Genomic DNA, 19071 nt, shown 5'->3' on the forward strand with positions numbered 1-19071 from the left:
TGTGGCGCTGACTGCGGACGTAAAAGAGGAGCTGTCGCACCTCTCTGTCAAGAAGTCATCGGTTCGCAAAGCCGAGGTGTCGGCTCTGCTGCGTTTTGCTGGCGGCCTGCACATCATCTCTGGCCGAATTGTCATCGAAGCCGAGGTTGACCTCGCTTCCACGGCCCGGCGGCTGCGCACCACCATCGCCGAGGTGTACGGGCACAACAGCGAAATCATCGTGGTCTCCGGCGGCGGCCTGCGTCGCGGCAACCGCTATGTGGTGCGGGTGGTGCGCGACGGCGAATCCCTCGCCCGGCAAACCGGGCTGCTCGACAACCGGGGCCGACCCGTGCGTGGTTTGCCCTCGGCTGTCGTAAACGGATCAACTGCCGACGCCGAAGCGGTCTGGCGGGGCGCGTTCCTGGCACACGGCTCGCTCACCGAACCGGGCCGCTCCTCGTCCCTGGAGGTCACCTGCCCGGGCCCCGAATCCGCGCTGGCCCTGGTGGGTGCCGCACGCCGCCTGGGTATCGCAGCCAAGGCACGCGAGGTCAGGGGAGTGGACCGGGTGGTGATCCGGGACGGAGACACCATCGCCGCTCTGCTGACCCGCATGGGTGCCCATGACGCGCTGATGGTCTGGGAGGAACGCCGGATGCGCAAGGAAGTCCGGGCCACCGCCAACCGCCTGGCGAACTTCGACGACGCCAACCTGCGGCGGTCGGCGCAGGCCGCCGTTGCCGCCGGCGCACGCGTTGAACGCGCCCTGGAGATCCTCGGCGAGGGTGTCCCCGATCACCTCAAGTATGCGGGCGAGCTGAGAGTCGCCCACAAGCAGGCGAGCCTTGACGAGCTGGGCGGCCTGGCCAACCCGCCCATGACCAAGGACGCCATCGCAGGCCGGATCCGGCGGTTGCTTGCGATGGCCGACAAGCGTGCCATCGAAATTGGAATACCGGGAACCGAAGCCAATGTGACAGCCGACATGCTGGACGAGTGAATCTCTGCATAGGATGGAAGCGGCACAGGAATTCCGCTGACAACGGCGGGGTTCCATGCCTTAGTGAACCAACTACGGTGTCTGACCGGCTGGAGTGCCAAATCACCCGCTGTGTCGGACCGACCTGGAGGAATTCGTGAGCGAGTACGTACTGCCCGAACTGAACTACGATTACGCTGCCCTGGAACCGCACATCTCCGCGCGCATCATGGAGCTCCACCACAGCAAGCACCACGCCGCCTACGTCAAGGGCGCCAACGACGCGATGGCCCAGCTGGCTGAGGCCCGCGAAAAGGGCGACTTCGGAAACATTTCGAAGCTCTCCAAGGACCTCGCCTTCCACACCGGCGGCCACATCAACCACTCAGTCTTCTGGAACAACCTCTCCCCTGACGGCGGTGACTCGCCGGAAGGTGAGCTCGCAGCCGCCATCGATGACGCCTTCGGTTCGTTTGACAAGTTCCGCGCCCAGTTCAGCGCCGCTGCCCTTGCCCTTCAGGGCTCCGGGTGGGCCTTCCTCGCCTACGAGCCGATCGGTGGCAACCTGGTCATCGAGCAGCTCTACGATCAGCAGGGCAACGTAGCGGTGGGCACCACGCCGCTGCTGATGCTGGACATGTGGGAGCACGCCTTCTACCTGGACTACGTCAACGTCAAGGCCGATTACGTCAAGGCCTTCTGGAACATTGTGAACTGGCCGGACGTCGCCAAGCGCTTCGCAGCAGCCCGCGCCTCGGCCACTTCCCTGATCGTGGTCGGCTAGCACCCAGGCACAGCGCCCCCTGGGGCGTAGTCGGGACGCCGCCCAGCGCGGCGGCGTCCCAAACCCCAATCCCCAATACAGTTCAAGGAGATACAACAAGTGACTACTCGTGTAGGAATCAACGGCTTCGGTCGAATCGGGCGCAATTTCTTCCGCGCTGCCCTGGAACAGGGTGCCGACCTGGAAATCGTTGCCGTCAACGACCTGACCAGCCCAGAGGCGCTCGCCCACCTCCTCAAGTACGACTCCGTCACCGGTCGCCTCGCCGCGACGGTCGAGGTCAAGGACGGCAACATTGTGGTGGACGGGAAGTCCATCAAGGTTCTCGCCGAGCGTGACCCCGCCAGCCTGCCGTGGAAGGACCTCGGAGTGGACATCGTCATCGAGTCCACCGGTTTCTTCACCAAGGCATCCGCAGCGCAGAAGCACATCGACGCCGGCGCCAAGAAGGTCATCATCTCGGCTCCCGCCACCGACGAAGACTTCACCGTTGTCCTGGGCGTCAACGACGACCAGTACGACGCCGAGAACCACCACATCATTTCCAACGCCTCCTGCACCACGAACTGCCTCGGCCCACTGGCCAAGGTGCTGAACGACAGCTTCGGTATCGAGCGCGGCCTGATGACCACCATCCACGCCTACACCGCGGACCAGAACCTGCAGGACGGTCCTCACAACGACCTGCGCCGTGCCCGCGCCGCAGCGATCAACATGGTCCCCACCTCGACCGGCGCCGCGAAGGCCATTGGCCTGGTGCTGCCCGAGTTGAAGGGGAAGCTCGACGGCTACGCCATCCGCGTTCCGGTCCCCACCGGCTCGGCCACCGACCTCACTGTTACGGTGTCGCGTGAGGTCACCGTTGAGGAAGTCAACGCCGCCTTCAAGGCAGCCGCCTCGGAGGGCAAGATGAAGGGCTACCTCACCTACACCGATGCACCGATCGTGTCCTCGGACATTGTGGGCGACCCGTCATCCTCGATCTTCGACTCAGGCTTGACGAAGGTCATCGGCAACCAGGTGAAGGTCGTGGGCTGGTACGACAACGAGTGGGGCTACTCAAGCCGCCTCGTTGACCTGACCAGCATCGTCGCCTCCAAGCTCTCCTAGCACCGAAGGACCGAAGTGGCCTCCTCTCTTGATGACCTCCTGCGTACCGGCGTCCGTGGACGCACAATCCTGGTCAGGTCGGACCTGAACGTCCCGCTTGACACCTCGGGGGCAACCCCACGGGTGACCGATGATGGCAGGCTTCAGGCCTCCCTACCGGTACTGCGGAAGTTGACGGGGGAGGGGGCCGCAGTCATTGTAATGGCTCACCTGGGCCGCCCCAAAGGCGCCCCTGACGAGCGGTATTCGCTGAAACCCGCGGTGGATCGGCTGGCGGAACTGGCTGATTTCACCGTCACCCTGGCCGCCGACACCACGGGGAAGAGCGCCGCGGAACACGCGGCCGCGTTGACCGGTGGAAGCGTTCTGGTGCTGGAGAACGTCCGCTTTGACGCGCGGGAAACCAGCAAGGACGACGCCGAACGGCAGGCGTTCGCAACCGAACTGGCAGCACTGACCGGCGACGACGGTGCCTATGTGAACGACGCGTTCGGTGCCGTGCACCGGAAGCACGCCAGTGTCTACGACATCGCGGCGCTGCTCCCGTCCTACCAGGGCGACCTGGTGAAGACCGAGGTTGACGTCCTGCAGCGCCTCACCGGGGAACCGGTGGCCCCGTTCGTCGTGGTGCTGGGCGGTTCCAAGGTGTCCGACAAGCTCGCAGTGATTGAAAACCTGCTGGGTACCGCGGACCGGATCCTCGTCGGCGGTGGCATGGTGTTTACCTTCCTCGCTGCGCAGGGGTATTCGGTCGGTGCGAGCCTGCTTGAGGACGACCAGATCGACGTCGTCAAGGGATACCTGGACCGTGCCGAGAAGGCCGGTACCGAGTTTGTCCTCCCCACCGACATTGTGGTGGCCGAACGGTTTGCTGCCGACGCCGCGAACGAGACCGTACCCGCCGACGCCATGGAGGAAAGCTCATTTGGTGCTGGTGGGCTGGGGCTCGACATCGGACCGGCTTCCGGTGCGGCTTTCGCCGCGTCAATCGCCACCGCCGGCACAGTGTTCTGGAACGGCCCCATGGGGGTCTTTGAGTTCGACGCGTTTTCTGCCGGTACGAAGGCCGTCGCGCAAGCACTCACCGAAGCCACCACCCGCGGTGCGCTGACGGTTGTCGGGGGCGGCGACTCCGCTGCGGCAGTCCGATCACTCGGCTTCACCGATAACCAGTTTGGCCACATTTCGACCGGCGGAGGTGCCAGCCTTGAGTACCTTGAAGGCAAGGAACTCCCCGGACTGACAGCCCTCGGGCAGTAGGAGAAGCACTCATGACTTCCTCAACCAACGGCAAGTACGACCGCCGCCCCCTGATTGCAGGCAATTGGAAAATGAACCTGGACCACGTCCAGGGCATCACGCTCCTGCAGAAGCTTGCCTGGACCCTCGACGACGCCAGCCATGACTATCAGCGGGCCGAGGTGGCTGTCTTCCCGCCGTTCACCGATCTGCGCGGGGTGCAGACCCTGGTCCGCGGCGACGACCTGCAGACCGTCTACGGTGGCCAGGACCTTTCCCCCCACGATTCCGGTGCCTACACGGGGGACATTTCCGGGCAGTTCCTGGAGAAGCTCGGCTGCACGTACGTCCTCGTGGGACACTCCGAGCGCCGGGCCATCCACCAGGAGAGCGATGAGCTGCTCAACAGCAAGGTGAAGGCGGCCTTCAGGCACAACCTCACCCCAATCCTGTGCGCCGGCGAAGGGCTTGAAGTCCGACAGGCCGGGAATCACGTGGAACACACCCTCAGCCAGCTGCGCGCCGGAATCGATGGGCTCACGGCGGAGCAGGTTGGCCAGCTGGTGGTCGCCTACGAACCAGTCTGGGCCATCGGCACCGGGGAAGTTGCCGGACCTGACGATGCGCAGGAGATGTGCGCCGCGCTGCGAGCCGAACTGGGCTCACTTTACGACGCCGAGACGGCTGGGAAGGTCCGGATGCTCTACGGCGGATCGGTCAAGGCCGCCAACGCCGGGGCCATCCTGAAGGGCAAGGACGTCGACGGCTTGCTGGTCGGTGGTGCCAGTCTGGACGCCGCCGAGTTTGCTAGTATTGTCAGGTTCGAACATCTCCTGGTCACTGACTAAGACCGCTTCGACCCGAGACTGCGCCCGGCGCAGGTCGACTACGCACGTCAGTTACCCCTGAAAGGCCACTGTGGACATTCTCCGAATCATTTTGTTGGTTCTCCTTGCCATCTCAAGCGCCCTGCTTGTCCTGCTCATCCTGCTGCACAAGGGTCGTGGGGGTGGCATGTCCGACATGTTCGGCGGCGGTATGACCACCAGCATGGGATCATCGGGCGTGGCGGAACGCAACCTCAACCGGTTCACCGTGGCGCTGGGACTGACCTGGGGCGTCGTCATCGTGGCGCTCGGCCTGATCCAGCGCTTCGCCGAGTAGCTAGCATTCCACGGCTGACCGGTCCACAGGGCAGCCCAACAGTATTGTGAATTCCCGCGTTAGCCGCCATACCCAGAGTTGAGCTTTGGGCGTAGACTGGCCCCGTTGTCGGAGCCTAGTCCAGGAGCAATCCATGGTTAACGCGGGAAACGCATTTAAAGGCACACGGATCGGAACTGAGTCATACGGGGGGATGGCCGGCTGGCAGGCCGAATCCGGAAGACGCCCTGCAGTGGTGGACCACACCGTGGTCAGCTATTGGTGTGTCGAGAACCACGAAACAAGACCGACCTTCGCGAAGCTGCACGACGACGAGATTCCCGAGGTTTGGGAATGCGGTCGCTGTGGGCGCGCGGCGGGCAGGCTGCCGGGGGTGGAACCGCTGGTGGACGGGGTAGAGCCGTACAAGAGCCACCTCCAATACGCCAAGGAGCGGCGCACCGAAGAGGAAGCAGCGAACGTCCTTGAGCAGGCGTTGCGCAACCTCAGGTCCCGCAGGGTTGGCCTGCGGGGCGGTCTGGCAACCTAAGCGGCACGCTTCTAGTCGACACGGTCCTAGTCGACACTGTCCTCGTCGTCGGGGTCGTTGCTTTCAATGAGCCGATCAGGAAGCTGCGCCGCGGCTTCCTGATCGATCAGCCAGAGTGTCTTACGCCGCCCCCGGGCTCCGGACGCGGGGACCTGTGCGGGGCCCGCGCCAGCCAGTGCAAGTCCGACAGCGCCAGCCTTGTCCTGGCCACCCGCAGCAATCCAGACCTCCTCGGCCGAATTGACCGCCTCAAGGGTTAGCGACATCCTCAGTGCCGGCGGTTTAGGTGCGTCAGCGACACCCACAACGGTCTGCTCCTTGGTGCGGATTCCGGGCATTTCAGGGAACAGCGACGCGATGTGAGCGTCCGGGCCCACGCCGAGGAGCAGCACATCGAACCGGGGGAGCCGGCCATCCTGACCGTCGGCGTCGCCCGCCTGGTCCTGTTCAGCCGCTGCGGCGTCGAGTAGCCGAGTCGCATAGTCGGCTGCAGCCGCATCCTGATCGGGGAAATCATCGCTGGAGCCGAACTCATGAATCTGGGATTCGGCGAGGCCCAACTTGCCCAGCAGCGCCTGCCGCGCCTGTACCGCGTTGCGGTCCGGGTCCGAGGCACTGAGGAACCGTTCGTCTCCCCACCAGAAATCGACCCTGCTCCAATCCACCGCCGAGCACGCCGGTGACGCAGCGACCGCGGCAAGTGTCGCAGTACCGAGGGACCCACCGGTCAGCACGACGGTGGCGGAGCCGCGTTCGTTTTGGACGTCAACCAGTCTGGTGATCAGACGGGCGGCAACGGTGGCCGCGAGCAGGGTTGAATCGGGGTGGATACTTACTTTGGGGTCAGCGTTCACTGGGACGCACACTCCTTAGGTTGGTCCGTGCGAGCCCCTCCGTGATGACCTCGCCGAATACCTCATCCGGGTCGAGTCGGCGGAGCTCTTCTGCGAGACAGTCTTGCAGGCTGCGCCGCGGCAACGAAATCCGCTGCACGGGCTGGCCAGGTTGGTACAGTTCAGCAATTGCGGCGTGGGGCCGGTTCAGTTCGACGTCCCCGGCGGGCCGGGAGAGCCTTACCCGGCGGAGTCCGGTCCCGGCGGGCCCCGCAGCGATGGTCACGGGGGAGTCGAGCGCCAGGGTGAGCCATGCCGCGAGGAGCACCGTGCTCGGCGAATCCTCCGCCCCCTCCACCGTGACCGCGGTGATGGGGGAGGCATCCAGCTGGTCGAGGACTGCCGCGAGCTGGATTCGCCAGTTGGTGAGCCGGGTCCAGGCCAGATCGGTGTCACCCGCCGTATAGGTTTCACGGATGGTTGACAGTGCGCCCACCGGATCTGGCTCATTGGCCGAATCCGTAATCCGGCGATGGGCGATGCTCCCGATCGAGGTGCGGGCCGCGTCGGCCGGAGCACCATGCGGCCACCAGGCCACGATGGGGGCGTCGGGCAGGAGCAGCGCTGAGACGAGGGACTCGTTCTCCTCGGCGAGTTGCCCATACCCCTTGAGGACGATCACCTCGGAGGCACCCGCGTCCCCGCCCACCCGGATCTGGGCGTCGAGTCGGGTAGCTTCGGCAGCGGATCCGAGGGCGAGCACGATGATCCGGCAAGGGTGTTCCCGGCTGGCCAGGTTCGCGGCGAGGATCGCATCCTCCTCGTTACCGGAGCTGGTCACCACCACCAGGGTGAGGACCCGGCCCAGGGCAACGACCCCGCCCTTGTCCCGCAGGGTCATGATCTCCTTGGACACTTTCGACGTGGTGGTGTCCGGCAGTTCAACGATCATGGCCTACGCCACGTCCTTCCATCACGCGCGAGGAGCTCGTCAGCCGACGCTGGGCCCCAACTTCCCGGGACATACTTTTCCGGTTGGTCCCCAAGGGCCGCCCAGTACTCCTCGAACGGGTCGAGGATCTTCCAGGACAGTTCGACTTCTTCGTGCCGCGGGAACAGTGGTGGCTCACCCAGCAGAACATCGAGGATGAGCCGCTCGTAGGCTTCAGGACTGGATTCGGTGAAGGAGTGGCCATAGCCAAAGTCCATCGTGACGTCCCTGACCTCCATTTGGGTGCCCGGCACCTTGGAGCCAAACCTGATCGTGGCCCCCTCATCCGGTTGCACCCTGATCACCACGGCGTTCTGGCCAAAGTCATCCTCCGCGTGGTCCCTGAACAGCAGGTTCGGTGCGCGCTTGAAGACGACGGCGATCTCGGTCACCCGGCGTCCCAGGCGCTTACCGGCGCGGAGGTAGAACGGTACGCCGCTCCACCTCCGGGTGTGAATGTCCAGCCGGATGGCCGCAAAACTTTCGGAAGTGGAGTGCTTCGGAATGCCCTCCTCCTCCAGGAAACCCTTGACCTGCTCCCCGCCCTGCCAGCCGGCGTCGTACTGACCGCGCGCCGAGGACCCAGACAGGTCGTCCGGCAACTTGACGGCTGCGAGGACCTTTTCCTTTTCGGCCCGCAGGTCATTGGCGTTGAAGGAAATCGGTTCTTCCATCGCGGTGAGCGCCAACAGCTGCAGCAGGTGGTTCTGGATGACGTCGCGGGCCGCCCCGACGCCGTCGTAATACCCGGCCCGGCTGCCGATGCCAATATCCTCGGCCATGGTGATCTGCACGTGGTCAACATATTTGGCGTTCCACAACGGTTCGAAGAGCTGGTTGGCGAACCGGAGAGCAAGGATGTTCTGGACCGTCTCCTTGCCAAGGTAATGGTCAATCCTGAACACGGCGTCCGGTGGGAACACCTGCTCAACAACCCTATTCAGCTCACGGGCCGACTGCAGGTTGTGGCCGAACGGCTTCTCGATCACCACCCGCCGCCACTGTCCCTCGCCGGGCTGCGCCAGGCCGTGCTCGGAGAGCTTCTGGCACACCAGCTCGAAGTCCTTCGGGGGGATGGACAGGTAGAACGCATGGTTGCCTCGGGTGCCGCGACTGGAGTCCAGTTCGGCCAGCGTCACTTCGAGGCGGCCGAAGGCGTCGTCGTCGTCGAAATTGCCCTGCACAAACCTGATGCCGGCCGAGAGCTGTTCCCAGACCGTCTCATCGAACGGGGTGCGCGAATACTGGGTGACGGCTTCCCGCACCTCCTCAATGAACCGCTCATCGTCCCACTCCCTGCGGCCGAACCCGATGAGGGCGAAACTGGGGGGCAGCAAGCCACGGTTGGCAAGATCGTAGATCGCCGGCATGAGCTTTTTACGGGCGAGGTCGCCGGTAACGCCGAAAAGCACCAGGGCGGATGGTCCGGCGATGCGGTTCAACCGCCGGTCGCGGGGATCCCGCAGCGGGTTAGCCGGCCGGGCCTCTGCAGAATCGTGCACTATGCGGTACCGCTTTCAGTGGTTGCCCGCTGGCCGGCAGCCCCGCCCGAAAGGTGGGTAATCACCTGGCTGAGCTGTTCAAGGCCCGCGGCGCGGTCAGCGAGATGGAGACGAAGGACGGGACGTCCCTTGCCGGCGAGAACCTGGGCGTCGCCCGCTGCCTGGGCGGTGATCAGTTCCCCGAAGGTGAACGGACGGTCCGGGATGGCCAGATCCTCGGCTGCTGCACCGGTAATGGACAGGAAAACGCCCTGTGCCGGGCCGCCCTTGTGGAACTGACCGGTGGAATGCAGGAAACGCGGGCCCCAGCCGAACGTGACCGGTCGGGAGGTGAGCGAGGCCAGCGGTGACCTGATGCCCTCCAACGAGGCCTGCTCGGACCGGTCCAGGTAAGCCTGGACCGACAAGTAGCCGTCCGGCGCCAGGCTGGAGAAGAGGCGCTGCAACGCATCACCGAGGGTGCTCGCCTCACCCAGCAGACCACTGTCGGCGCGAATCTCGACTGCGCCGTCGACGAAGTTGGCTAGCGCAGTTTCGGGCTGTTCGTCGAGCAACCCCCGCGCCGCAACCTTCGCCGCCTCAACATCGGGCTGGTCGAAGGGGTTGATGCCCAACAGTCGCCCTGCCACTGCTGTAGCGAACTCCCACACGAGAAGCTGGCTGCCGAGGCTCCCGCTCACGGTCACCTGGTTCCCAACCGGCTCCACGTCGGCGTCGGGCGCGGTCAGACGGACGGTGAGGACGTCGTCGGCGGCGGTAACAATCTCCGGAGCACCCTCCTCGGCGACGACCGGGAGCACCCCGGTGCCGAGCTTGCCGGTGGATTCCGCGATCAGCTGCTCGGCCCAGTCGGCCAGACCGGGAATGCCTGACGCCTCATCGGCGAAGACGATCTTGTCCCGCAACGGGTTGGTGGCGCCCAACACCGCGCCGAGCCGCAACCCAATGTTGGTCGGGTCGTCGTCGCCCAGGAACTCGGCGGTTTCCTCGGCTGCGTCGAGGAGGGCGTCGAGGTCGACGCCGGCTAGGCCCGATGGCACCAGACCGAAAGCGGTGAGCGCCGAATACCTGCCGCCAACATTCGGGTTGGCGTTGAAGACCGCGCGGTAGCCGGCCTCGCGGGCTGAACCGTCCAGCGGTGATCCCGGGTCGGTCACGATAACCACCCGGGTGAGCGGATCAATGCCGGCGGCAGTGAACGCTGCCTCGAAGATCCTCCGCTGCGAGTCAGTTTCGACGGTCGAACCCGACTTGGACGACACCACGACAGCCGTCTCGGCCAACCGGTCCTCCACCGTCCGGCGCACCTGATCCGGGTCGGTTGAGTCGAGCACTGTCAGCTCCACACCGGCGGTCCGGGTGATCACCTCGGGGGCGAGGGAGGATCCGCCCATCCCGCACAGGACGATCCGGCTGACACCCTCGGCGTGCAGGGTGGCCCGCAGTTCCATGATGCCCGGGACGAGGCCGCGGGAAGCCTCGACAAGGTCAACCCAGCCCAGCCTGACGGCCGCTTCCGACTCGGCGTCGTGACCCCACAGGGTGGGGTCCTTCGCCATCAGTCGTGATGCCACCTGATCCTCGACGAGGGTGCCGGTAACACGGTCAATCGCTTCGAGTGCAGCGCCAGCCGCTGCGAGCGTCATGGAACTCATTGTCATTAACCCCTTGCCGTATCCAGTGCGGTCTGAACTGTTTCGAGTAGCTCGTTCCAGCTGGTCACAAACTTCTCTAGGCCTTCGACCTCGAGCTGCTCGACTACCTCAAGATAGGAGATCCCGATGTTTTCGAGGCTGTTCAGCACTGAGTTGGCGTCGTCGTACGTTCCGGTGATCGTATCGCCGGTGATCACCCCGTGGTCCGCCGTCGCCTCAAGCGTTTTTTCGGGCATGGTGTTGACGACGCCGGGTGCCACCAGTTCGGTGACGTACAGGGTGTCAGGTAGTGCCGGGTCCTTGACCCCGGTGGATGCCCACAGGGGACGCTGCCGCCGGGCTCCGGCGGCCGCGAGAACTTCCCACCGCTCCGTCTCGAACAGCTCCTCGTACACCTGGTAGGCGAGCCGGGCGTTCGCCAACCCTGCCTTGCCTTTCAACGCTGCGGCTTCGTCGGTCCCGATGCCGTCCAGACGCTTGTCGATCTCGCTGTCCACGCGGGACACGAAGAAGGATGCGACCGAGTGGATGGTCGAGAGGTCGAACCCGTTTTCCTTCGCCTGCTCGATGCCGAGCATGAAGGCGTTGATCACAGCCCGGTAGCGCTCCAGGGAGAAGATCAGGGTGACGTTGACGCTGATCCCGGCGGCGAGGGTGCACGCAATTGCTTCGAGCCCCTCGACGGTGGCGGGGATCTTGATCAGGACATTTGATCGCTGCACCTTGGCGTGGAGGCGCTTAGCCTCGGCGATGGTGCCCTCGGTATCCCGGGACAACCGGGGGTCAACCTCGATGGACACGCGACCGTCGACGCCGCCGGTGCTCTTGGCTGCCGCGCCGAAAATGTCGCAGGCCTGGGCGACGTCGTGGGTGGTGATATCGAAGACAGCGTCATTGACGGGGATGTTGGCTGCAGCCAGGGCCTCAACCTGGGTCGCGTAGGACTCGCCCTGCTGCAGTGCCGCGGCGAAGATGCTGGGGTTGGTGGTGACGCCAACCACGTTGCGTTCCTCGATCAGGTGCTTGAAGGCGCCCGAGTTGATGCGCTCCCGTGAAAGGTCATCGAGCCAGATCGATACGCCGGCCGCGGAAAGGTCTGATGTGGGTGTTGAAGTCATGGTGGATCTCCTTGAATTGTCGGCTGTTACTGCTGGTCGCCGGTTTCGGATGATGCGGGGCCGGACCACGCCGGCGTGCCGTTGGGTGCCCGGTGGTCGCCTGCAACAGCGATGGAGTCGCGGGCTGCCTGGACGACGGCGTCGGCGGTGATGCCGAATTCGTTGAACAGCCGCTTGTAATCAGCGGATGCACCGAAGTGTTCCAGGGACACTGACCTGCCGGCGTCGCCAATGAGTTCGCGCCAGCCGAGGGCCACCCCGGCCTCCACGGAAACCCGCGCCTTGACGGTGCCGGGAAGCACCGATTCACGGTAGGCCTCGTCCTGGCGGTTGAACCATTCAAGGCTCGGCATCGAAACGACGCGGGCAGCGATGCCCTCCGCCTGCAGTGTTTCGCGTGCCTCAACAGCCAGCTGAACCTCCGAGCCGGTGCCGATCAGGATGACATCGGGGGTGCCGCCGGTCGCTTCGGCGAGGATGTAGGCACCCTTGGCTGCGCCTTCGGCTGAGCCGAAGGTGTCGCCGTCAGCTGCGCCGGTGCCGCGTGCATAGGTGGGAATGTTCTGCCGGGTCAGGACGATCCCCGCCGGGTTCTCGGTGTTCTCGAGGATGGTGCGCCAGGCGACGGCCACCTCGTTGGCATCACCCGGGCGGACGACGTCGAGCCCTGGAATTGCGCGCAGGGCGGCCAATTGCTCTACCGGCTGGTGGGTGGGACCGTCTTCGCCCAGACCGATGGAGTCGTGGGTCCAGACATAGATGGACGGGACCCCCATGAGTGCGCCCAACCGGACGGCCGGACGCTGGTAGTCGCTGAAGATCAGGAAGGTGCCGGAGAACGCCCGGGTGCTGCTGTGCATCACGATGCCGTTGACGATCGCGGCTGCCGCATGCTCGCGGATCCCGAAGTGCAGCACCCGGCCGTACGGGTTGCCCTGCCAGGTGTCGGTCTGCTTCCCCTCGGGGATGAACGACGGCGACCCCTCGATCGTCGTATTGTTCGATTCTGCGAGGTCGGCCGAGCCACCCCACAGTTCCGGGAGCACTGGGCCAATGGCTGAGAGCACTTTGCCGGATGCGGCCCGCGTGGACATGTCCTTGCCCGCCTCAAATTCGGGCAGGGCGTCATCCCAGTTGGCCGGGAGGGTCCGGGAGGCGATCCGGTCGAGGAGCTTGGCGTTCTCGGGGTTGGCCTGCTGCCAGGCGCCAAATGATTTGTCCCATTCGGAGCGCAGGGCCTGCCCGCGGTCGCTGACCTGCCGGGCGTGGTCCAACACCTCGGGGGCGACGTCGAAGTGCTTGGCCGGATCGAGGCCGAGGGTCTCCTTGAGGGCTGCCACCTCGTCTGCGCCGAGGGCCGAACCGTGGATCTTGCCGGTGTTCTGCTTCGTCGGTGCCGGCCAGCCAATGATGGTCCGCAGTGACACGATCGAGGGCCTGGACGTCTCGTCCCGTGCCGCTGTCAGGGCGTTGTACAGTTCCTGGACGTCTTCGACGTAGTCGCCGGTCTTGGTCCAGTCAACGCGCTGGACATGCCAGCCGTAGGCCTCGTAGCGCCCGAGTACGTCCTCAGTGAACGCGATGTCGGTGTCGTCTTCGATGGAGATGTGGTTCTCGTCGTAGAGGACCACCAGATTGCCGAGCTCCTGGTGTCCGGCCAGCGACGAGGCTTCAGCCGTGACACCCTCCTGGAGGTCGCCGTCGGACGCGATCACCCAGATGGTGTGGTCGAATGGGCTTTCGCCGGCGGCGGTATCGGGATCCATCATGCCGCGCATCCGGCGCTGTGCGAAGGCGAACCCGACTGCCGAGGCTAGGCCCTGACCCAGCGGCCCGGTGGTGATTTCGACGCCGGCGGTGTGGCGGTATTCCGGGTGGCCGGGGGTTTTCGAGCCCCAGGTCCGCAGGGACTGGAGGTCCTCGAGTTCCAGTCCGTACCCGGAGAGGAAGAGCTGGATGTAAAGGGTCAGGGAGGTGTGGCCCGGCGACAGCACAAACCGGTCGCGGCCGGTCCACTCAGGCTGGGAGGGGTCATGCCGGATTAGTTTCTGGAACAGCAGGTAGGCCGCGGGCGCCAGGCTCATAGCCGTGCCGGGGTGGCCGTTTCCCACCTTCTCCACAGCGTCTGCTGCCAACACCCGGACGGTATCCACCGCACGCGTGTCCAGTTCGGTCCAGGTCAGTTCTTGCATATCAAGCTGCGGCACGAAACCTCAGCCCCTCTCTGTGCTCCACGGCCAGCGCCGCGGCGCCCTGTGGGACTGGCGATCGCCGTCTTTGCGCACCGGAACAACTGGCCGTTCACCGTTGTAAAAACCTGCATTCTGGCTACCCACGCCCCGCGGCCACCATTTTACCGGCGGAAACGGGCTGGGCATTAGGGTCAACCCTATCGTCTTGGGCCGGTTTTCAAATTTGTGGTTCACATCGTGACGTGACGAGTCTCCGGGGCGCATCCGGCGAGGTTACTTCTACAGTCTGTAAAATCTGGGAGGGAGGGGACGGTATGATGAGAGAGGACTTTCCCCCCAGCAGAAACGGCAGTGTTACCTCGTGAAGACCGAGCAGGATCCGGGCCTTGCCAGCACAACGGGCACCAGTACGGGTTTCAAACGCAAGGCCAAGGCCTATCTCGCTCTGACCAAGCCTCGCGTGATCGAGCTGCTGCTGGTCACCACACTGCCAACCATGATCTTCGCCCAGGGCGGACTACCCGGTGTCTGGCTGATGATTTCGACCATGGTCGGTGGCGCACTGGCCGCCGGCAGCGCCGGTTCGTTCAACTGTTACATTGACCGCGACATCGACAAGGTGATGCACCGCACCGAGAAGCGGCCGCTGGTCACCGGTGAGGTTTCCCCCCGCGAAGCCCTGATCTTTTCCTGGGTGCTCGGCGTTGCCGCTATTACCCTGCTGTGGTTCGGCGCCAACCCCTTGACCGCTGGTCTCGGCGTGGTAGCCATCTTCTTCTATGTGGTCATCTACTCGCTGATTCTGAAACGCCGCACGCCGCAGAACATTGTCTGGGGCGGAGCTGCTGGCTGCATGCCGGTACTGATTGCCTGGGCCGCTGTCACGAACACCATTGAGTGGCCAGCCGTGGTCCTCTTCCTCATCATTTTCCTGTGGACGCCCCCGCACTACTGGCCGCTCTCCATGAAGTACAGCGACGATTACAACGCGGCCAAGGTGCCGATGCTGGGCGCGATCGCCGGTGCCCGCGTTGTGTCCGTCCAGGTGGTCCTCTACGCCTACGCGACGGTCGCCTGCTCACTGCTGCTCATCCCCGTGGGCGGGGCGGGCTGGGTATTCACCGTCGCGGCCCTCGCCGCCGGTATCTGGTTCCTGTCGGAAACCCACAAGCTCCACACCTCTGCGGTGCGCGGCACGGTCACTGACAAGGGTTCCATGAAGGTGTTCCACGGCTCGATCAGCTACCTCACCGTAGTGTTCCTCGCGCTGGCCATCGATCCGTTCATCGGCGGCCCGGTCTTCTAACCAGTGGGTACGACTAGCATGGGCACATGGTGTTCAACGGTCTAATCGCGTATCCAGTCACTCCCTTTCACGGGAACGGTGACATCAACTTCCCCGAGCTGGCGTCGCTGGTGTCCTCCCTCGCGTCCTCGGGGGTGGATGCCATCGCGGTGCTGGGCTCCTCGGGTAGTTTCGCCTACCTCAGCGCCGCTGAACGATCGCAGGTCGCCTCGACCGCCGTCGACGCCGCCCAGGAGTCCGGCGTTCCCGTCGTGGTGGGGATCAGCTCGGTGGGGACGAGGGAAGTGCTCGACGCCGCCCGGGACGCCGAGCGCGCCGGAGCCTCAGGTGTGGTGCTCTCACCGGTGTCTTATGTGCCGTTGAACAACGATGAGGTGGCGACCCAGACCGCTGCCGTCTGCGATGTCACGTCCTTGCCGATTTGCCTTTACAACAACCCCGGCACCACCCAGTTCCACTACGACCTGGAACTGGTCGCCGAACTCCTTGACCTCCCCAATGTGCAGGCGTTCAAGGACACTGCCACCGACGTGGTGTCCTTCCGGCAGCGCTACGACCGGTTGCGGTCACTGACCAGCCAGCCGTTCAGCCATGGGCTGAGCGGGGACCTGCTGATCGCCTCGGGCGATATCGCAGCGGACGCCTGGCATACCGGCCCCGCGGCGCTGCTTCCCCGCGCCTACACCGAGTTTCGGGCGGCGGTAGTCAGTGGGGATGGTGCCCGGATTGCTGAGTCGCGGAAGCTTCTGCTGCCGGTGGTGCAGGCCGTCCTGCGGCTGCGGAAGCTGAGCGGGCTTCATTCACTGGCGAAAGCGTGTGGCATCGACGCCGGGGACCCGCGGCTGCCGGTATTACCCGTGCCGGGTAGTGAGCAGCGCGACCTGGCACGCCTGATCGACGCGCTTGAGGTTACCGGTCGTCTCTGAAGCCCGCGGGCTCCGAGGCGACACCGTGGTCGTCGGATTCCAGGGTGGCCCGCTCCTGGCGGCTTGCCGCCAGATAGACGCTGTTGGCCATGGCCGCCGTCAGCACTGATGCTCCGAGCATATGCAGGGCCACCAGCACGACGGGCAGGTGCAGGAAGTGCTGCAGGTAGCCGAGGGCGCCCTGGGCAAGAACCACCGCGGCGAGGATCACCACCGATGTCCTGAGTCGTGACGCTGCCGACTCGCGGTACACCAGCACCAGCGCGACGGCGACCGTGAGTACCAGCAGATAGACCGGCGCCGCGTGGATCCGGGTCATGAGGTCGGGGTCGAGGTTGTTCCGGGCGGCGCCAGCGTCACCGGCGTGCGGGCCGGATCCGGTGACGATCACTCCGAGGAAGACCGTGATGGCTGTCAGCACTGCCGCAGCGGTCAGGATCTGACGCAGCAGCCGTGATCCCAGCGGCGCGGCCGACGTTGCCGCCTGCGCGGTGGTGATCCGTGCCCGGTTGACCAGCACCGTGGCAAGGACAATCAGAACCATCGAGACGATGAAATGCCAGCCGACCACCCAGGGGTTGAGCTGGGTCAGCACCGTGATGCCGCCGAGGATAGCCTGCGCGGGGATGCCTGCGGCCAGCGCGATGGCGAGCCGGAACAGGTCCTTGCGTTCCTTGCGCAGATTCCAGAGGGATACCACCATGGCGATGGCAATGGCTGTCAACACGAAGGTCAGCAGCCGGTTGCCGAACTCGATCACCCCGTGGATGCCCATCTCCGGTGTATTGACGATCGACGTGGCGGTGCACCTGGGCCACTCAGGGCAGCCCAATCCTGAGGCCGTGAGCCGCACGGCACCGCCGGTCACCACGATCATGATCTGGGAGATCAGCGAGGCGAGGGCCAGACCGCGAACGGACCGCGAGTTGGTGCGGGGGAGTTTCGCTGTGAGACGGCTCCAGCCGGTGGGTGCAGGGTGTGTCATGTGTGCTAACTCCATTTGAACCAGCGGATGGCGGCGAGGCTGGACAGGAAGGCCCACGCCGCGAGGATAAGGAACGCAGGAAGGTTGAAGGCCCCGTCGATGAGCGCCGACCGTAGTCCGTCGCCCAGCGCCGAGGACGGCAGGATGTCAACGAACGGCCGCATGGCATCGGGCAGCAGCGTCCCGGGGAGCACAATACCGCCGGCCACGGCCAGCAGGATCCACACCAGGTTGGTCACGGCAAGCGTCGCCTCCGGCCGGAGGGTTCCAGCCACCAGGAGGCCCAGGGCTGTAAATGCCGCAGCGCCGACGATCAGTTGCACCAGCCCAGGCAGCATCCCCGCAGCATCCGGGCGCCATCCCAGCAGGACCGCAACGGTACCGATGACCACCAGCTGGACTGCCAGGACAACGACGACGCCGAGCACCTTCCCCAGGATCAGCCCTGGTTTACCCAGGGGAGTAGTGGACAGGAACCGCAGCACGCCGTAGCGGCGGTCGAAGCCGGTAGCGATGCCCTGCCCGGTGAAGGCAGTGGACATGGCACAGAGCGCAATGATGCCCGGGGTGGCTGCGTCGATTCGGCTGTCCGCCATCCCGTCAAGGAATGGCGTCAGGACCAGGACCACCAGACCGAGCAGGGGCAACGCAATGGCCAGGACCAGTTGTTCCCCGTTGCGGAGCATGGACAGCGCCTCGTAGCGGCCCTGCAGGAGGATGCGTTTAGCCAGCGGGGCGGCAGTGCTCATCGGATTTCCCGTCCGGAGATGTCGAGGAACACGTCTTCGAGGGACCGGGGTTGCATGGTGATCGATAGGGGCAGGACGCCGGCCTCTTCCCACCACCGTGCAAGTCCTGCCAGGTCGGCGGGGGTGAAGCAGCCAGCCACCGAATAGCGGCCGGGATCGGTTTCCCTGAAGGTGAGCGCCGGAAACGCGCCGGCCGGGAGGCCGAGGCCTGGGGCGGCCTGGAAGCGGAGATCCCGGTACGTGTCGCCGGCGTCGTCGGCGGTCAGGTCAGCGACGGTGCCGTGGGTGACGGTGCGGCCCGTGTCGAGAATGTAGACATAATCGGCGAGCTTCTGGGCGTCGTCGAGCAGGTGGGTGGTGAGGATGATGGCCAGCCCCTCAGCGCGGAGTTCACGGATCAGGTCGAACACGATGGTGCGTGACTGCGGATCCAGTCCTGCGCTGGGCTCGTCCAGGAAAAGCACCTCGGGGTTGCCGATCAGCGCGCAGGCGAGGGCGAGCCGCTGTTTCTGGCCGCCGGAGAGCCGTCGGATGCCCGTGGTGGCGTAGGAGTTGATGCCCAACCGGTCGGCCAGCTCGGCCACCGGGCGGGGTGCGCCGTACATGGCCGCCACATGGTTGAGCAGGGCCAGCGGCCGGGCCGACGGCGGGAGCCCACCTTCCTGCAGCATCACTCCGACTCTGCTGCGAAGCGCCGCTCCGGCGTTGAACGGGTTCTCACCGAGTAGCCTCACCGTCCCACCGTTGGGGCGCTGCAAACCCTGCGCGCATTCGAGGGTGGTGGTCTTGCCGGCACCATTCGCGCCGAGGAGCGCCGTGACCTGCCCGGGGTAGGCTCGAAGGTGGACGCCGTCGAGCACCCTGACCATCTTGCCGTCGAGCGCGGAAACGGGTCCAAAGTCCTTGACGAGCGCTTCAACTTCCAGCGCGGGAGAGGGGTTTGGCACTCAATTATTCTACGGCATGTAGTAGCTGTGCCTTCCCGTGCGGAACCGCCCTTCGGATAGCCTCGCCTTACTGGCAGTGG

18 protein-coding genes are annotated in these 19071 nt (G+C 65.1%); 9 read left to right on the plus strand and 9 right to left on the minus strand.

Annotation, left to right across the window (positions count from 1 at the left end; all coding sequences use genetic code 11):
- Nucleotide 1: 1 nt before the first annotated feature.
- From whiA to ACX80Z_RS11200, 7 genes are all read left to right on the plus strand, one after another.
- Nucleotides 2-982, plus strand: coding sequence for a DNA-binding protein WhiA (whiA, locus tag ACX80Z_RS11170; RefSeq protein ID WP_019483789.1), 981 nt, complete (start codon nt 2-4; stop codon nt 980-982).
- Between the two features lie 136 nt (nt 983-1118).
- Nucleotides 1119-1745, plus strand: coding sequence for a superoxide dismutase (locus tag ACX80Z_RS11175; protein WP_019483790.1), 627 nt, complete (start codon nt 1119-1121; stop codon nt 1743-1745).
- Between the two features lie 99 nt (nt 1746-1844).
- Nucleotides 1845-2855 (plus strand): type I glyceraldehyde-3-phosphate dehydrogenase, encoded by a 1011-nt coding sequence (gap, locus tag ACX80Z_RS11180; RefSeq protein ID WP_019483791.1) that lies wholly within the window; start codon nt 1845-1847, stop codon nt 2853-2855.
- A gap of 15 nt (nt 2856-2870) precedes the next feature.
- Nucleotides 2871-4115: a phosphoglycerate kinase gene (locus tag ACX80Z_RS11185; protein ID WP_459315930.1), complete on the plus strand. Its 1245-nt coding sequence runs from the start codon at nt 2871-2873 to the stop codon at nt 4113-4115.
- An 11-nt stretch (nt 4116-4126) separates the two neighbouring features.
- A complete protein-coding gene (gene tpiA / locus ACX80Z_RS11190; RefSeq protein ID WP_019483793.1) occupies nt 4127-4942 on the plus strand; it encodes a triose-phosphate isomerase in 816 nt (271 codons plus the stop codon).
- A gap of 70 nt (nt 4943-5012) precedes the next feature.
- Entirely contained in the window at nt 5013-5258 is a 246-nt protein-coding gene (secG, locus tag ACX80Z_RS11195; protein WP_019483794.1) for a preprotein translocase subunit SecG, read from the plus strand.
- 133 nt (nt 5259-5391) lie between these two features.
- On the plus strand, nt 5392-5787 hold the full coding sequence (locus ACX80Z_RS11200; RefSeq protein WP_024476730.1) for an RNA polymerase-binding protein RbpA: 396 nt from the start codon (nt 5392-5394) through the stop codon (nt 5785-5787).
- Between the two features lie 26 nt (nt 5788-5813).
- Here ACX80Z_RS11200 and pgl read toward each other — a convergent pair whose 3' ends face one another.
- From pgl to tkt, 6 genes are read right to left on the minus strand one after another with little or no spacing between them, the layout of a single operon-like run.
- The gene (gene pgl, locus ACX80Z_RS11205; RefSeq protein ID WP_024476731.1) at nt 5814-6641 is read right to left on the minus strand and encodes a 6-phosphogluconolactonase; all 828 of its coding nucleotides are present in this window, start codon (nt 6639-6641) and stop codon (nt 5814-5816) included.
- Nucleotides 6631-7572 carry a glucose-6-phosphate dehydrogenase assembly protein OpcA gene (locus ACX80Z_RS11210; RefSeq protein WP_024476732.1) on the minus strand — a complete coding sequence of 314 codons (942 nt, stop codon included), beginning with the start codon at nt 7570-7572 and terminating at the stop codon, nt 6631-6633. Before ACX80Z_RS11210 ends, pgl begins: the two co-directional genes overlap by 11 nt.
- Nucleotides 7569-9113 carry a glucose-6-phosphate dehydrogenase gene (gene zwf / locus ACX80Z_RS11215; protein ID WP_019483798.1) on the minus strand — a complete coding sequence of 515 codons (1545 nt, stop codon included), beginning with the start codon at nt 9111-9113 and terminating at the stop codon, nt 7569-7571. The genes ACX80Z_RS11210 and zwf overlap by 4 nt, the downstream gene beginning before the upstream one ends.
- Nucleotides 9113-10768 carry a glucose-6-phosphate isomerase gene (locus tag ACX80Z_RS11220; protein WP_459315931.1) on the minus strand — a complete coding sequence of 552 codons (1656 nt, stop codon included), beginning with the start codon at nt 10766-10768 and terminating at the stop codon, nt 9113-9115. The genes zwf and ACX80Z_RS11220 overlap by 1 nt, the downstream gene beginning before the upstream one ends.
- Before the next feature lie 5 nt (nt 10769-10773).
- A complete protein-coding gene (gene tal / locus ACX80Z_RS11225; RefSeq protein ID WP_019483800.1) occupies nt 10774-11886 on the minus strand; it encodes a transaldolase in 1113 nt (370 codons plus the stop codon).
- Between the two features lie 26 nt (nt 11887-11912).
- On the minus strand, nt 11913-14078 hold the full coding sequence (gene tkt / locus ACX80Z_RS11230) for a transketolase (RefSeq protein WP_459315962.1): 2166 nt from the start codon (nt 14076-14078) through the stop codon (nt 11913-11915).
- A 361-nt stretch (nt 14079-14439) separates the two neighbouring features.
- Here tkt and ACX80Z_RS11235 point away from each other — a divergent pair, with 361 nt between their 5' ends.
- Entirely contained in the window at nt 14440-15384 is a 945-nt protein-coding gene (locus tag ACX80Z_RS11235) for a heme o synthase (protein WP_116777762.1), read from the plus strand.
- A 26-nt stretch (nt 15385-15410) separates the two neighbouring features.
- Nucleotides 15411-16310, plus strand: coding sequence for a dihydrodipicolinate synthase family protein (locus ACX80Z_RS11240; protein WP_459315932.1), 900 nt, complete (start codon nt 15411-15413; stop codon nt 16308-16310).
- Here ACX80Z_RS11240 and ACX80Z_RS11245 read toward each other — a convergent pair.
- Genes ACX80Z_RS11245 through ACX80Z_RS11255 form a run of 3 tightly spaced genes read right to left on the minus strand, consistent with a single transcriptional unit; the run spans nt 16294 to nt 18991 of the window.
- Complete coding sequence (locus ACX80Z_RS11245) at nt 16294-17295, minus strand: COX15/CtaA family protein (protein ID WP_019483804.1); 1002 nt, start codon at nt 17293-17295, stop codon at nt 16294-16296. The two genes, ACX80Z_RS11240 and ACX80Z_RS11245, sit on opposite strands and share 17 nt — an antisense overlap.
- Nucleotides 17296-17300: 5 nt before the next feature.
- On the minus strand, nt 17301-18044 hold the full coding sequence (locus tag ACX80Z_RS11250; protein WP_024477360.1) for an ABC transporter permease: 744 nt from the start codon (nt 18042-18044) through the stop codon (nt 17301-17303).
- Complete coding sequence (locus ACX80Z_RS11255) at nt 18041-18991, minus strand: ABC transporter ATP-binding protein (RefSeq protein ID WP_459315933.1); 951 nt, start codon at nt 18989-18991, stop codon at nt 18041-18043. The genes ACX80Z_RS11250 and ACX80Z_RS11255 overlap by 4 nt, the downstream gene beginning before the upstream one ends.
- Nucleotides 18992-19071: the final 80 nt, after the last annotated feature.

Source organism: Arthrobacter sp. TMT4-20, assembly GCF_054510775.1.